Genomic DNA, 14,886 nt, shown 5'->3' with positions numbered 1-14,886 from the left:
CCAGGCCGTTTCCGACGGTGTCCGCTCACTTGAGAAGCACCATCTTTCTCGTGTTGCGCTGGCCGTCGGCGTCCAGCACGCAGAAGTAGATGCCGCTCGACACCGGACCGCCGCGGTCGTCACGGCCGTCCCACACCGCCTCGTGCAACCCGCCCGCCTGCGGCCCGTCGACCAGCGTGCGCACCAGCTTGCCGGAGACGTCCATCACCAGCAGCCGCACCCGCGCGGTGGCAGCGCCACCCGGCAGCGTGTACGGGATCACCGTGGTGGGGTTGAACGGGTTGGGGTGGTTCTGCCCCAGCGAAAGCGCCACGGCCGCCGTGGTCACCGTGGCCACCGGCGAACGGAACTCGTTGCCATCGGCCGTGCGCACCACGAGCTCGTAGTGGTAGGTCACACCGGGCTCGACCGACGTGTCCAGGTAGGAGCCGGATGCACCGGTCACCGCACCCTCCCCCACCACCTGCGGGTTGGTCGCGTCGCCCGCACGGCGGAGTACCGTGAACTGTTCCGCGGTCTCGTCGCCGCCGAGCTCCCAGCGCACTTCGACCGCGTCCTCGACGGCGCGGGCCTCGAAGCTGGATATCAGCACCGGAAGCAGCGCACCGCAGGAGCAGTAGTCCGCTTCGTTGATGGTCAACGACACCCCCGAACACGGCTCCTCGCTGAAGAAGCAGTCGACGACGATGATACCGCTCTTGCCCGGATCCGGCAGTACGGGGTACTCGCAGCACGGCAGCGTCGTCCCGATACCGAAGTAGGCGATGGTCACGACGGGCATGCGGACGTCCACGCATCCCCCGAGTGCCAACGAGATTCCATCCTGCGTGTTCCCAATGGAAAGAAGGCCCGGCGTGACGTCCTCGCCCAGGTAGTAGGCGGTGTAGCAGTCGGGCTTCGGGGCGGAGAACTGCAGCCCCGTTGCACCACCCACCGGCCGAACGAAGACGTACACATACTGCAGCCCCGACGTCACGTCGCTCAGGCTGCACATGGTGCCGCTCTGATCCGCGTAGATCTCGACCGTGCTCGCGCCGCCACCCACCGGAACACCGGCCAGGAACGACCAGGTCGGCCCGCTGGTCGAGTACTCGCCGTCCGACGCAACCACGCGCCAGTAGTACGTCACTTCGGCCTGCAACTGGCCGGGCTGGTAAGTGCTGCTGACCAGCCCCGGCGCCACCAGCGGTGGGTTGCTCGCCGTGCCGAAGTACACGTCGAAGGTGAGCGTCTGCCCGTCGGGGTCGGACGCCACCCAGTACAGCGTGGGTGACGTCGACGAAACTCCACCGTTTCCCGGGTACGGGTTGGACGGCGCGTTGGGCGGAGAGTTGGAACCGGTGCGGAAGGTCCACTGCGGACCCGGCGTCTCCGCGCCGAAGCCGTCGCGCGCCACGATCATCCAGTAGTAGTCCGTATCAAAAGCGAGCATCCCCGGCGCGTAGTTTCTCAGGGTGTGGTCCGTCTTCACCAGCGGCGGTGGCGACATGGTTCCAAAATAGATGTCGTAGGTGATGCTGTTCAGATCCGGGTCCGAACACTGCCAGCCCAGCGTGCTGTTGATGGGCCGGTTGGTCGCCATGTCCGCGGGCGTTGGCGACGACGGCGGCAACGGCGGCGAATTGGGCTTCGCGGTGAAGTTCCACTGTGCCCCCGTGGTCTCTGCCCCGTGTGAATCGCGCGCCACCACCCGCCAGAAGTACTGCCGCTCGGGCACGAGGGGACCGGTGACGGTCGAGGGACTCGCGAGGTTCGTCCGCCATAGCGGCGGCGGCGAGGTGTCGCCAAAGTACACGTCGAACCGGACCGGATCGCCGTTGGGATCCGTGCTGGTCCACTGCAGCGTCGCGGGCGAAGCCACGCCGATCGCACTGTCGGGGGGACTCGGATTCGAGGGGGCCGTCGGCGGCAGGTTCACACCCGCGGTGTTGAAGTACCACACCGGCCCCGACGTCTCCGTGACATCGTCGTGGGCGACGATCTTCCAGTAGTAGCGCGCGCCCCCCGTCAAACCGGGAAGCGCGTAGTTCATGGTCGGAATCCCCGTGTCGAACAGCGGCGGCGGCAGCGTGGTGCCGATGTAGAGATCGAAGGTGAGCGAGTCGCCGTCTGCGTCCGTCGCCACCCAGGACAGGTTGACGCCGTCGGGCTGAATGCCGGTGGCGGCGTTGGGCGGTGACGGGAAGCTTGGCGGACCGGGCGGGTAGTTCTCGAGCTTGGTCGTGAAGTCCCACACCGGCCCGGAGGTTTCGAGCCCCATCGGGTCACGCGCAACGACGCGCCAGTAGTGCCGGGTGTCGAACGCCAGCGTGGGAGGCGTGTACGAGGCCGGCCGGTTGGTTGCGACCAGCGGTGGCGTGGCCGTGGTGCCGAAATACACGTCGTACACCAGCGTATCCCCGTCGATGTCATCCCCCTGCCAGATCAGGGTGATGTTCTCCGCAATCGCCTCCGCCCCGTCGAACGGATAGGGCGAGAACGGCGGCTCCGGTGGCGAATTGAGCGCGCGCGTGGAGAAGGTCCACACGCTGCCCGACTGTTCGAGGCCGCCCGCATCGCGCGCCACCACGCGCCAGTAGTGCGTCGACAGTTCCGTCAAAGGCGCCGGCGGCGTGTAGGTTTGCTCGGTCACCGTCGCAACCAGCGGCGGCGACGGGTCGGTTCCCAGGTACACGTCGAACTCGGCCAGGTTGTTGTCGATGTCGGTCGCGATCCAACTCAGGGAGGCATGCACGCCCACATTGTTCGCGCCGTTTGCCGGGTCGGGATTGTCCGGGATGTTGGGCGCGCTGTTGCCGCTGCACAGGCAGGTGAGGTCGGCGTTGAACGTGCTGACGACGCCGGTGGCCACCAGCTCGTTGAACACACAATCGACCACCAGGATGTCCGACACCGACGGATCGTTGACGATGGGGTACTCGCAGCAGGTGGGCGTGGTGCCGGTGGCCAGGTACTCGATGGTGAGCGCGTGCACCGGTTGTGCAAAACAGCCACCCAGCGCGACCGAAATGCCGGTCTGCGAGTTTCCAATCGACAGCACACCCGCCGGGGTCACGTCGCCAAGGTGCGTGGCCTGGAAGCAGGATGGCTTGGGCGCGGCAAACTGCAGCCCGGTGGCGCCGCCGGGCCCGGGGCGCACCACCACGTAGGCGGTGATCTGCCCCGACGACGGGGCGGTGAGTGAACAGGTGCTGCCGCTGGCGTCGTTATAGATGCCCACGGAACTCTGTGCGCCCGCTGGATCAACGACGATCATCGACGACATCACGACGACCGTCACGATGGTCAGGATTGAACGTGTCTTCATTTCAGCAACACCAGCTTTCTCGTTTGGCGCTTGCCATCGGCATCCAGCACGTAGAAATACACGCCACTCGATACCGGCCCAGCGCGATCGTCTCTACCGTCCCATATCGCCTCGTGCACGCCGCCCGTTTGCGGCTCGTCGACCAGCGTGCGCACCAGCTTGCCCGAGACGTCCATGACCAGCAGGCGAACACGCGTCGTTGAGGTACCGCCCGGCAGCGTGTACGGAATCACCGTGGTGGGATTGAACGGGTTGGGGTGATTCTGCCCCAGCGCGAGCTCGCGTCCCGGCGTGGTGACGGTCACCGTCTGCGAGCGGAACTCGTTTCCCCCGGGTGTGCGCACCAGCAGTTCGTAGTGATAGGTGGTGGCGGGCTCCACCGACTTATCCAGATAGGAACCGTTCGCACCGGCAAGCGCCCCCTCGCCCACCAACACGGGCTGCCCCGACGATCCTTCCCGGCGCAACAGCGTAAACCACTCCGCAGTCTCGTCACCGGCGAGTTCCCAGCGCAGCTCGATGCCGGCTTGCGTTTCCACGCCTTCAAAGCGTGAGATCAACACGGGAATGCTTCCCCCGCCCCAGTAGATCTCCAGCGGCGCGGCGCCCGCCAGATCGTCAACGAAACTGTCGATCCAGATGTACGCGCCACCGGGCGGGACCTGATACCGCAGCTGGATGAACTGCTCCCGCGTCATCGCCGTGACCCCGTCGAGCGTGTACCCCCCCACCCTCGCTGCGCCAGCCCCTAGCGCCTCGAAGCCCGCGGTTCGTCCCCGGCGCGATACGCGCACCAGGGTGGCGTTGAAGGACCAGGTTTCGAATCCAAACGCCTGCAGTGAGGCAACACCCTCCAGATCCACGGTGACCACCAGCGTGTCGCCATCCTCGTATGTCCTCCCCTGCCTGAGCACCGGCGGCGAGTTCGGTGCAACCGCGGCCGCAGGCGTCGTCCCGCAGAACGAACACGATCCGTCCACGGCGTGCTTGTGGATGCAGCGGGCATCGCGGGGGGTGGCGATGGTGTTACAGTCGACCGCGGCCGCAATGCCGTACTCCAGGTTGCTGACGGCGCCGCACGCCGGCAAGCGCAACAGCGCCAGATCGAACGCGCACTGCGCGTCTGCCACGGTGATCGCGCCGTCGATGTTCACGTCGCCTGGAATAGCGGTAGCAAACCGCCAAAGCGGACCGTTTGCCACCAGGCTCCCGTCCGACGCAACCACACGCCAGTAGTAGCGCGTCGAGATCGTCAGCGGTCCGGGGTCGAACTGCGGCTCGGTAAGTCCGGTGGCCACCAGCGGCGGTGACGACACCGTCCCGAAGTACAGATCGAAAGTGAGCGGCTGGCCGTCCGGCTCGGTGCAGGTCCAGGAGAGCGTGGCCGTCGGCGGCGCGACGCCGTCGTGGGGCGGGCCGGGATTGGCCGGAGCCGTGGGCGGCCCGTCGGAGCGGGTGGTGAAGGTCCACAGCGCTCCGATTGCGGTCGCGTTGAGCTCATCGCGCGCGCGCACGCGCCAGTAGTAGCGCGTCGAGAATGCCAGCGTCCCCGGTACATAGGCCCGCGTCTCCACGCCGGTGGCCACCAGCGGCGGCGGATTCTCGGTTCCGAAGTACACTTCATAGGTGATGGCGTGTCCGTCCACGTCGCTGCACTGCCACGAGAGCGTCGTGAGCACGGAGCGGTTGCTGCTGTTGTTGGAGGGATTCGGGCTCGACGGCGCCGCGGGCGGCGAGTTGGGTTTGGTTGCAAAGGTCCATGTTGGCCCCGATGTTTCCGCGCCACGCTCGTCGCGCGCCACGATGCGCCAGCGGTACTGGGTGGAAAACGCGAGCGTGCCCGGGCTGAAGGAGTTTGTCTCAACGCCGGCAGCGAGCAGTGGCGGTGGAAATCCCGTTCCAAAGTAGACGTCGAAGGTAACCGCCTCCCCGTCGGGATCGCTGCACTGCCACCCCAGCACCGACGCGAGCGGGCGGTTGGTCGAGTTGTTGGGCGGGCTGGGCGAGGCCGGCACCAGCGGCGGCAGGTTCTCCGGGCGCGTCGTGAACGACCAGATCGGACCGCTCTGCACCGCGCCGTGCTCATCGCGCGCCACCACGCGCCAGAAGTACGTGGTGACAAACGACAGCGTACCCGGCTGGTACGCCGTGCCACTCAGGTCCGCCACCACCAGCGGCGGCGGATTCGTGGCGCCGAAGTAGACGTCGAAGACCAGCGCATCGGAATCGGGGTCGGCGGCGTGCCACGACAGGGCGACATCGATGGCCTGTGAAGTTGCACCGTTGGCCGGCGACGGGTTGGCGGGGGTTCCGGGCGGGTAGTTCTCCGGCCGTGTCGCGAACGACCAGAGTGGCCCCGAGGTTTCGTGGCCCGGCGGATCACGCGCCACCACGCGCCAGTAGTACGTCGTGCCGTACGCCAGCGTGGAAACGGTGTAACTCGGCACCCCCTGATTGGAGGAAACGAGCGGCGGCGTGTCTTCGGTGCCGAAGTACACGTCGTAGGTGAGCGCATCGCCGTCGATGTCCGTGGCGGACCACTCGAGGCTCAGATCGAGCGGCAGGCCGGCGGTGCCGTCCTCGGGAATCGGAAACCGCGGCTCGCCGGGTGGCGAGTTGGCCGCACGGGTCGTGAATCGCCATGTCAGGCCTGCGGTCTCGAACCCGCCCAGGTCGCGCACCACCACGCGCCAGAAATACTCGGTGAATTCCTCCAGCTGCCCGGGGTCGTACGACGGCGCGGTCAACCCGCTCGCAACCAGGGGAGGTGACGGGTCGGTTCCAAAATGGACGAGATACTCGCTGATGTTGTCGTCCGGATCGACCGCCGTCCAGCCGAGGGTCTGCAAGACACTCACACCCTGCGCCGCGTGGGCGGGTACCGGGTTGTCGGGCGGGAACGGCGGGCTGTTCCCCGCGCACGGGCAGGAACCGTCCGCGTTGACGCGGCCCACCACACCGGCCGCAGCCGTTTCGTTGAAGAAACAGTCGACGATCTTCACACTGTCTTCGGCTGGGTCGGGCAGCACTGGATACTCGCAGCACGCCGGCGTGGTGCCGTAGCCGAAGTACTGGATGGTGAGAACGTGGGTGGGTGTGGCGGAGCAAACCAGCAGCGATACCGAGACACCGGTCTGCGAGTTGCCAAGCACCAGCGTTCCGGGCGCCTGCTGGTCGCCCACGTAGGTGCCGGTAAAACACGGTGGTGGCGGGGCCGAGAACTGAGCCGCCGAGACCCCCTCCTGGCCCGGCCGCACCACGACATACCCGTTGATGAACCCCTGACCGTTGTCGGACAGCGAACACGAGCTTCCGGAAACGTCGCTGTAGATACCGATGGAACTCTGGGCGGCGGCAGGGCGGGGGGTGAGGGCAAGGCAAACCGCCAGCGCGGCGGCGAACGTCTGCGGTCTCGCAGGGAGGCGCCTGGTACCACGAGTCTCGGGGACCGGGTCCGACATCGGGAGGGCTCCTGTCCGGTCGGCCAGGGGGAATTTTACACCCGAGCGTATGGGCGGGTCAACCGGAGCCCGCGCCGGTGGTCCTACGGATTCAGGCGGTTGATCGTGCGCGGGAACGGGATGGCTTCGCGCAGGTGGGAGAGCCCGCACAGGTAGGACACCGTGCGCTCCACACCCATGCCGAAGCCCGAGTGCGGGACGGTTCCGTACTTGCGCAGGTCGAGGTACCACTCGAAGGCCTGGCGCGGGAGGTTGTGTTCCTTGATACGGCGCTCGAGCAGATCGAGATCGGGTGTGCGCTGTCCCCCGCCGATGACTTCCCCGTAGCCTTCGGGCGCCAGCATGTCCACCGAGAGACAGTACTCGGGCTCGGCCGCATCCGGCTCCATGTAGAACGCCTTGATGGCCGTCGGAAAGTGGTGCACGAAGATGGGTGTCGCCTGCGCCTCGGTGAGCGCGGTCTCGTCGGGCGCCCCGAAATCGCCCCCCATCTCGAAGGGCAGCCCCTTCTCCAGGAGGAACTTGCCGGCGTCCTTATAATGGATGCGCGGGAAGGGGCGCTGCATGGCCGCTTCGAGCTTCGACGTGTCGCGTTCGAGCACGTCGCGGATCTCGGTTCCGCAGGCTTCCAGCACGCGGCCGGTCACGTAGCAAAAGAAGTCCTCGCACAGGTCCATCAGCTCCGGCAGTTCCATGTACGCCACCTCGGGTTCCACCATCCAGAACTCGGTGAGGTGGCGGCGCGTCTTTGACTTCTCGGCGCGAAACGTGGGACCAAAACAGTACACGCGCCCGAAGGCGGCGGCGGTGGCCTCGTTGTAGAGCTGCCCGCTCTGCGACAGGTAGGCCCTGTCGCCGAAGTAGTCGGTCTCGAAGAGCGTGCTGGTGCCCTCGCACGCGTTGGGTGTGAAGATGGGCGTGTCCAGGTTGACGAAGCCGTGGTCGTTGAGGTAGTCGCGGATCGCCTTCACCGTGTGGTGGCGCACCAGCAGCACCACGTGCTGCTTCTTGCTGCGCAGCCACAGGTGGCGGTGGTCGAGCAGGAAGGTCGAACTGTGCTCCTTGGGCGTGATCGGAAACCCGTCCGACGCGCCCACCAGCCGCACGCTCTTGAGCGTCAGTTCCATGCCGCCGGGCGCGCGCTTGTCCTCGCGCGGAACCCCGGTGACTACCACGCTGGACTCCTGGGTGAGGCGCCCGAGCGTCTCGAAGTCGGCCTCGCTCACGTCCGACGCGCTGGCCACACACTGCAGGTAGCCGGTGCCGTCGCGCAGGATGAGGAAGCGGATCTTCCCGCCGGAACGGGTGTTGTACACCCAGCCGCGCAGCTCGACGGGCTGGCCGGCGTGGGCACGGAGATCGCTGATATAGACCACGGGAAGTGATGACATAGAGGTTGTTTATATCACGGGCCGGGCCCCGGTCACAATGGCGCGAAAACGGCACCCCGCGGCCCGGAGCGGCACCGCTGACCGGGTCGGTTCCCCGGCACGCTTCTTGCCGAATCGCGTTCGCACGGAAGAACTTAGGACGGCGATCGACGCCGCCGAGAGGCCGGAACACGCATGAATCCAACATCAAGCTTCGGGAAGGCAGCTCCCCGATGAGCCGCACCCGACGTACGCTGGTTGCAATCTGCAGCGCGTGCGCGATCGCCGTGCTGTGGGTTGCGGTTGCCCCGGCCGGCCCGGCAGAATTTGCCCGCTACCAGCAGCAGGAACTCAACTACGGCGCGGTGACCCTGCGTGTCGCCGCCGTGATCGAGTACCAGTACGCGCTGGATGCGATCGAGCGCGGCGAACGGGACAACGCCGCCACCCACCTGCAGAACGCACTCCAGTTGCGCCCGCGTTTTGCGGACGCCCATTTCACCCTCGCCCGCGTGCGCGCCCGGGAAATGAACCCCGAGGCCGTCTATCACTTCGTGCAGGGTGTCGTGATTGCCGCCACCACGTTCGAGTCGCAGCGTTTCCTGGCCATCAATTCCGTCGTCACCCTCGCGCTGGTCCTCATTCTGGCCAGCGGCATCGTGTGGATCGCACTCGCCGTGCGCTACTTCCCGTTCATCGCCCACAGCGTGGCGGAGATGTTCAAGGAACGGTTCGACGCGGTCGGCCCGCGCATGACCGCATTGCTGGTGATACTGACGCCGTTCGCCCTGTTCCCCGGCTTCGCCACCGCCGCCGCCATGGTGATGCTGCTGACGTGGCCGTTCATGCAACGGCGCGAACGGGTGATGTCGATGGTCATCATGGCCTCTTTCGCCGCGCTGGCCTGGTTTGCACCCGTCATGGATCGCTACTCCACGGTGGCCGACCCGAATTCCCTGGTCTCTCTGATCGCGCGCGCCAACGACTCACCCGCCGACGAAGCACTCACGCGGGCACTCGCCAACGCCCGCGCCGAGGGTCTGGAGGCGGAGCGCCAGGCGGCGCTGGGCCTGCTGGCCACGCGCGCCGGCGACACCGAGAACGCGGCCGCGCACTTCCTGCGCTCCATTTCCATCAAGCCCGGGGTCGCGATCAGCTATATCAATCTGGGCAACGTGTACTACCTCAACGGGCAGTACGTGAAGGCGCTGGAGGGATACCGCAAGGCGGAACAGGCGGACTCGACCGACGCGGTTGCGCAGTACAACCTGGCCCAGGCCTATATCAAGACGCTGCTCATGAGCGAGTCGTCGCGCGCGCTCAACCGCGCATCGCAGCTCAACGTCGAGGGCGTCATCGGGTCCATCGCGCGACCCGCACGGGATCGCATGCCCATCTATCCGCGGCCCTACTCGAGCGGCGACCTGTGGCACATGGCGGGCATCGAGGGACGTCATCACAACCCGGCGCTGCTCACCAGCGTCATCGCCAGCGTCACCGGACAATCGGCGCGCATCAGTTTCTGGATCGCCGCCGTGTCGCTGGTGCTGGTGGTGGGGGTGCAGCGGCTCACCCGCCCCGGAAAGCTCGCCTTCCAGTGCGCCAATTGCGGCGACCTCACCTGCGACGGCTGCTGCCAGGACGCGCGCGGCTCAGTGATATGCCAGACGTGCAACGACGCGGTGGTGGGCGTCTCGTCGGACAAGGTTCTCGACGCGCTCCTGCGCCAGCGCCGCCAGTCCGTGGTAATCAAGCGCCGGCGCTCGACGCGCTGGCTCACCATCTGGGTTCCGGGACTGCGGCACATCTTCTTTGGCCGCTTCGCGCGCGGGTTCTTCATCGCCACCGTGTTCTCGTTCTCGGCGCTGATGCTGTGGACACGCGGCTACCTGGTTCCCGACTGGAACTCGCTGTCCACGCCCACGCCGTTGTGGAAGTGGATCGTGCCCGGGCTGGGCGTGGCAATCTCCTACTGGGTCGCCCTCACCGCGAACCAGCGTTACGAAGTACGCAACACGCGCATCGGGACTTCGCGCCCGCGCAACAATGAACCGGAGTCGAACAAGGCCTCGGCCTAGCGGCGGAAGACAACAGGACACACCATGGCGCTCGAAGGAAATCTCAGTTCGTTCGGTCTCGAGGAGATCCTGCAGCTGATCGCGGTCCAGCAGAAGACCGGGATGCTGTCGGTCACCGCCAGCGACCGCTCGTCGGTGCTGTTCTTCCGCGACGGCAAGATCATCTCCACGCGGGACCGCCGCAGCAAGACGCGCGACCCCTTCCGCGACTACCTGACGCGCTACGGCTGCCTGAAGCGCGAGGAACTGGCCAAGATCACGCAGATCAGTTCGCAATCAAAGCTGGATCTGCTGGACGTGATCATCTCCGAGGGTATCTTCGACGAGAAGCGGCTCAAGCGGCACTGGCGCAACCACATCCAGGAAGCGCTTCACGAGGTCATCACCTGGGACCAGCTCTCCTACAAGTTTGTATCCGGCGACGAGGTGGTGTCCGGCGTCAAGACCATGGGTGACTTCTCGGTGGAGCCGTTGCTGATGGAGTGCATGCGCCGCATCGACGAGTACCCGATGCTGCTGCAAACCTTCCCGGCCGACGGTGTGCGCATCTCGGCCAGCGGACGCAAGCCGGAGGCCGACGCCGAAACCATGGAGAGCGAGACCGCCGTGCTGGCGCTGCTGGACCAGCCGCGCACGGTGCGCGACATCGTGGCGCGGGCACAACTGCCCTCCTTCGACGTCTACGAGGCCCTCAAGCTGCTCAAGGAGAAGGGGCTCATCGCGGTGGCGGAGGATCTGCAAAGCGGCCTCACCGCCGACGGCACCATCGCCGCGCGCGTGCGCCACAAGAAGCGCGGCAACCCCATGACCATGGTCGCGGCCATGTTCATGTTCGCCAGTTGCCTGATGTTCGGCGCGTGGCGCAACACCGATCACGTCACGCGCATCGCGCGCGAAGGCGTCGTGTCCCGCGATCCCGCCGCACGGGCGCGCATCGAGTACCACGTTCGCTTCGGGGTGGAGGCGTTCCGCGCCGAGATGGGCGCGTACCCGGCCACCCTGGAGACGTTGCGCGAAGAGGGCTTCGTGGACAACCATACGCTCCAGCGCGCGGCGGACCTCGACCTGCGATACAAGTTGACGCGCGACGGTACCGCCTATACCCTGCTCTAGTTTTCACGCACGCACTGCAATCTCACCCGTCTCGCACGACGCGAACGCTGCTGCGGATCGCGGATTTCGTGTTTGTGCTGCGACCGCTGATCCTCGTGCCCGCGTGGGCTTTTTATGCGCTCGGCGCCCACTCCGCCCCCGACGTCGTTCTCGCCACCGTGCTGGCCGACACCGGTTTCTGGTGCCTCTCGGCCGTGCTGGCCTGCGCCTACGTGCTCAACCAGATTTTCGACCGCGACAGCGACGCCCTCAACGACAAGGGCCATTACCTCACGCGCGGCCTGTTTGGCATGCGCACCATGGTGGCTATCGCGCTGGTGTGTTTCGCCGCCGCATCCCTGCTCTATCAGCGCGTCGTGCCCGGCCAGCGCTTTCCCATTGTCCTCGCCTTCCTGCTCGCCACCACCTACTCACTACCACCGCTGCGCTTCTGCGCGCGGCCCTACTTCGACCTGGCCGCCAACGCGCTCGGATACGGCGGTCTCGCGTTTGTCATCGGCGCCACCGGCCACGGCGACTACTTCGCCGACGCGTGGCGCAACGGGATCCCCTGGGTGTTCCTGGTGGGCGCCACCTTCCTGCACACCACCATTCTGGACGTGGACGGCGACGCGGCGACGGGCAAGCGCACCACCACCGTCGCGGTGGGGGTGCGGGTATCGGCATGGGTCGCGGTGCTGTTTGCGCTGGGTGCGCTGGGCGACGCGGCCTTTTCGTTTCTCGAGCGGGGCACGCGGGCCTTCCCGGTACTGGTCACCCTGGCCGGCTTTCTGGGCTTCGTGACCGCGGCCATCTTCATCGAACGCGCGCAGCGCATGGGCCCGGTGCTGATGCGCGCCGCGCGCGCGCGCGCGAGTTCGCTGGCGGTGCAGTGGATGACCGTAATCGTAGCACTCACCGCCGTGCTGCGCGACCCCCTGATGCTGCTCCTGCTGCTCCCCGTCCTGGTGGCGGCGCGCGCCTACTACCGCGCGCGCTTCGGCCTCGCCTACCCCGGCTGAGACGCGCGCTTTGATTTGAGCAGCGGGGTCAGGCGCGCCACCGCGTTGATGGCGCGGCACTTCATCTCCTCCAGTCCATACAGGGGGCCGGGACGAAGCTTGGTCTCGACACCCCACACCGGGTCGATGATGTACACCGCATCACGTCGAAGCGCGTGGCGGTCAACGATACGGTTGCGGTGGGCGGGATACAGCGAGAACGCGGCCGCGTAGCCCGCTTCCGCCGCCGCGCGTCGGACCGCGTCATTATATATGCCGAACGGATACGACAGCGTGCGCGCCGGGCGCCCGGCCAGCCGGGCGACTTCGTCGCGCGAGCGCGCGAGGTCATCTCGCAGCGCTGCGTCCGGGAGGCGGGTGAGATCCGCATGCGCGGCGGAGTGCGACCCAAAGCTCACCCCCGCCGACGCCATCTCACGGATGACGCCATCGTCCAGGTGGCGGAAGCGCGGACGCCCCAGCCCGAGGTCCCAGGTGTTGTCGCGCCCGGTGTAGTCCGTCACCAGGAAGACGTGGAATGGAATCCCCCGCTCGGCCAGAACGGAAAACGCCGTGTCGGCGAGGTGCGCGTAGCCGTCGTCGAAGGTGAGAAACGCGCGCCGCGCATTGGCCGGGTCGGGCGCCTCCAGCGAATGCAGGAACGTCGCCTCGTCGATGAAGGTCCAGCCGCGTTCGAGCAGGCGGTCGATCATCGCCGCGAAACGCTGCGGCGTGGTCCACGTCCCCTCCAGACAGAAGCGCCGCGAAATCTTGTGGAAACACAGCACGCGCGGGAGTGTCTGCGGGGGGTAGCCGTAGCGGATGCGCCACACCGCGTGCAGGGCCAGCGGGACGGCGGCGACAGCCAGGAGCGGCAGCATCCGCGAAGTCTACGACCTTTGACGCCGTCGCGCAAAGCTGTTAATCTGGTTGGCGTTCCATCATAATCCACACACACAAGTCGGAGGTTTTTCATGATCACGCCAGCCAACCGGATTGTCTCATCCGGCCACTACATCTTCGAGGAAATCGCGCAGATGAAGCGCAAGGACCCGCGTCCCGCCGAGGACATCTTCGACCTGGGCGTCGGCAGCCCCGACCAGCCGCCCCACGGCGACATCTTCGAGATGCTGAACAAACATGTCCGCGCCATGCAGGAGCACAACAGCCGCTACTCGCCCTTCGACGGGGCACCGGAGTTCCGCAAGGCCGTCGCCAACTGGTACCAACGCCGCTTCGGCGTCACCGTGAACCCCAACGGCGAGGTGCTGCCGCTGATCGGCTCCAAGGAGGGCATCGCCAAGCTGATGCTCGCCTACATCAACCCCGGCGACACCGTCGTCATTGCCACGCCCTGTTACCCGGCCTACCTGGGTGCGGCGAAGATCGTGGAGGCCAACGTGGTGGAGCTGCCGCTCCATGCGGAGAACAACTACCTGCCCGACTACGACGATGTACCGCAATCGGCGTGGGACAAGGCCAAGCTGCTGTTCCTCAACTACCCCAACAACCCCATCGGCGCCGCCGCGGAACTCCCGGTCTACCAGAAGGCGCTGGAACTGGCGGACAAGTACGACTTCATCGTGGTCTCCGACCTTGCCTACTCGGAGCTGGCGCTCGAGCCGGGCACGCCCACGCCGAGCATCATGCAGCTCCCGGGCGCGAAGGAGCTGGCGGTGGAGTTCCACTCCTTCTCCAAGAGCTACAACATGGCCGGGTGGCGTCTGGGCTGGGTGGTGGGCAACCCGCAGATCATCGCCGACCTGGTGAAGATCAAGGCCAACATGGATTTCAGCCAGTTCCTGGCCATCCAGCGCACCGGCGCCGACATCCTCAACAGCTCCACGGACTACGCCGAGGCGCAGCGCAAGCAATACCGGCGGCGGCGCGACCTGTTCATCGAGGGATTCGGCCAACTGGGCTGGCACCTCACCCCGCCGCGCGCGGCCATGTACATCTGGGACCGCGTGCCCAGGCGCTACGCGGATGCGGGCGTGTTTGCGAAGGAGTTCTTCCGCGACACGGGCGTCATCGTCTCGCCCGGGAGCGCGTTCGGCAGCCACTGCAAGGACTTCATGCGCATCTCCATGGTGATCGACGAGGACCGCATCGCGCGCCTCCTGAAGAAGGTGCGCGAGAGCGGCTTCAAGTTCGACCAGGGCGCGCACACCGCCCGTTGACAACCGGGCCAACCGGGATAGACTGCTCTTTGAGGCAGCCAAGAGTGGCATCCTCCGAGAGGAGGCTTGAGTTATGAAGCGTTCCCTTGCTCTCCTGTTTGCTCTCTGCACTATGGCCGTCGCGACTCCTGCCGATGAGCCGATGTACCCGGCCCCCGGAATGAATACGTGCACAGCTTCCCTGATCGCGTACAACTTTGCGGCCTACAATCTTGATGTGTGCCGATCGACGCCCGGACAGAACTGCTATTACGAGACTGTTGCCTACACGTATGCCCGCAACCAAGCCATGTACTGGTGCTTCGGGACGCAGTTGTGAGCTGCGCACGCGTCGGCGTCCATGCGGCTTTTCTCGCAACCCTTCTGTTGGTGTCGACAACCACAAGGGGTCGTGCAG

9 protein-coding genes are annotated in these 14,886 nt (G+C 66.4%); 5 read left to right on the top strand and 4 right to left on the bottom strand.

What is annotated here, in order from left to right; translation table 11 throughout:
- Positions 1-25: 25 nt before the first annotated feature.
- From OEX18_09485 to asnS, 3 genes are all read right to left on the bottom strand, one after another.
- Entirely contained in the window at positions 26-3,307 is a 3,282-nt protein-coding gene (locus OEX18_09485; protein MDH4337489.1) for a hypothetical protein, read from the bottom strand.
- Entirely contained in the window at positions 3,304-6,768 is a 3,465-nt protein-coding gene (locus tag OEX18_09480; protein ID MDH4337488.1) for a T9SS type A sorting domain-containing protein, read from the bottom strand. The genes OEX18_09485 and OEX18_09480 overlap by 4 nt, the downstream gene beginning before the upstream one ends.
- An 83-nt stretch (positions 6,769-6,851) precedes the next feature.
- Positions 6,852-8,159: an asparagine--tRNA ligase gene (gene asnS / locus OEX18_09475; protein ID MDH4337487.1), complete on the bottom strand. Its 1,308-nt coding sequence runs from the start codon at positions 8,157-8,159 to the stop codon at positions 6,852-6,854.
- Between the two features lie 212 nt (positions 8,160-8,371).
- On the opposite strand from asnS, the gene OEX18_09470 reads away from it, so the two are divergent.
- The 3 genes from OEX18_09470 to OEX18_09460 all read left to right on the top strand — a co-directional run bounded on the left by OEX18_09470 (position 8,372) and on the right by OEX18_09460 (position 12,330).
- Positions 8,372-10,216, top strand: coding sequence for a tetratricopeptide repeat protein (locus tag OEX18_09470; GenBank protein ID MDH4337486.1), 1,845 nt, complete (start codon positions 8,372-8,374; stop codon positions 10,214-10,216).
- Positions 10,217-10,240: 24 nt separating this feature from the next.
- On the top strand, positions 10,241-11,329 hold the full coding sequence (locus OEX18_09465; protein MDH4337485.1) for a DUF4388 domain-containing protein: 1,089 nt from the start codon (positions 10,241-10,243) through the stop codon (positions 11,327-11,329).
- A 74-nt stretch (positions 11,330-11,403) separates the two neighbouring features.
- The gene (locus OEX18_09460; protein MDH4337484.1) at positions 11,404-12,330 is read left to right on the top strand and encodes a UbiA family prenyltransferase; all 927 of its coding nucleotides are present in this window, start codon (positions 11,404-11,406) and stop codon (positions 12,328-12,330) included.
- Here OEX18_09460 and OEX18_09455 read toward each other — a convergent pair.
- Complete coding sequence (locus OEX18_09455; GenBank protein MDH4337483.1) at positions 12,318-13,190, bottom strand: polysaccharide deacetylase family protein; 873 nt, start codon at positions 13,188-13,190, stop codon at positions 12,318-12,320. The two genes, OEX18_09460 and OEX18_09455, sit on opposite strands and share 13 nt — an antisense overlap.
- A 93-nt stretch (positions 13,191-13,283) precedes the next feature.
- On the opposite strand from OEX18_09455, the gene OEX18_09450 reads away from it, so the two are divergent.
- On the top strand, positions 13,284-14,489 hold the full coding sequence (locus OEX18_09450; GenBank protein ID MDH4337482.1) for an aminotransferase class I/II-fold pyridoxal phosphate-dependent enzyme: 1,206 nt from the start codon (positions 13,284-13,286) through the stop codon (positions 14,487-14,489).
- Between the two features lie 73 nt (positions 14,490-14,562).
- Complete coding sequence (locus OEX18_09445; GenBank protein MDH4337481.1) at positions 14,563-14,808, top strand: hypothetical protein; 246 nt, start codon at positions 14,563-14,565, stop codon at positions 14,806-14,808.
- Positions 14,809-14,886: the final 78 nt, after the last annotated feature.

The organism is Candidatus Krumholzibacteriia bacterium, assembly GCA_029865265.1.
Classification (GTDB): domain Bacteria; phylum Krumholzibacteriota; class Krumholzibacteriia; order WVZY01; family JAKEHA01; genus JAKEHA01.
The sequence above is the reverse complement of the archived record's forward strand: the minus strand, read 5'-3'. Positions and strand labels throughout refer to the sequence as shown.

Coding starts and splice junctions, on each gene's coding strand:
- OEX18_09450 (MDH4337482.1), top strand. CDS start 13,284: ATGATCACGCCAGCCAACCGGATTGTCTCATCCGGCCACTACATCTTC.
- OEX18_09445 (MDH4337481.1), top strand. CDS start 14,563: ATGAAGCGTTCCCTTGCTCTCCTGTTTGCTCTCTGCACTATGGCCGTC.
- OEX18_09465 (MDH4337485.1), top strand. CDS start 10,241: ATGGCGCTCGAAGGAAATCTCAGTTCGTTCGGTCTCGAGGAGATCCTG.
- OEX18_09470 (MDH4337486.1), top strand. CDS start 8,372: ATGAGCCGCACCCGACGTACGCTGGTTGCAATCTGCAGCGCGTGCGCG.
- asnS (MDH4337487.1), bottom strand. CDS start 8,159: ATGTCATCACTTCCCGTGGTCTATATCAGCGATCTCCGTGCCCACGCC.
- OEX18_09480 (MDH4337488.1), bottom strand. CDS start 6,768: ATGTCGGACCCGGTCCCCGAGACTCGTGGTACCAGGCGCCTCCCTGCG.
- OEX18_09455 (MDH4337483.1), bottom strand. CDS start 13,190: ATGCTGCCGCTCCTGGCTGTCGCCGCCGTCCCGCTGGCCCTGCACGCG.
- OEX18_09485 (MDH4337489.1), bottom strand. CDS start 3,307: ATGAAGACACGTTCAATCCTGACCATCGTGACGGTCGTCGTGATGTCG.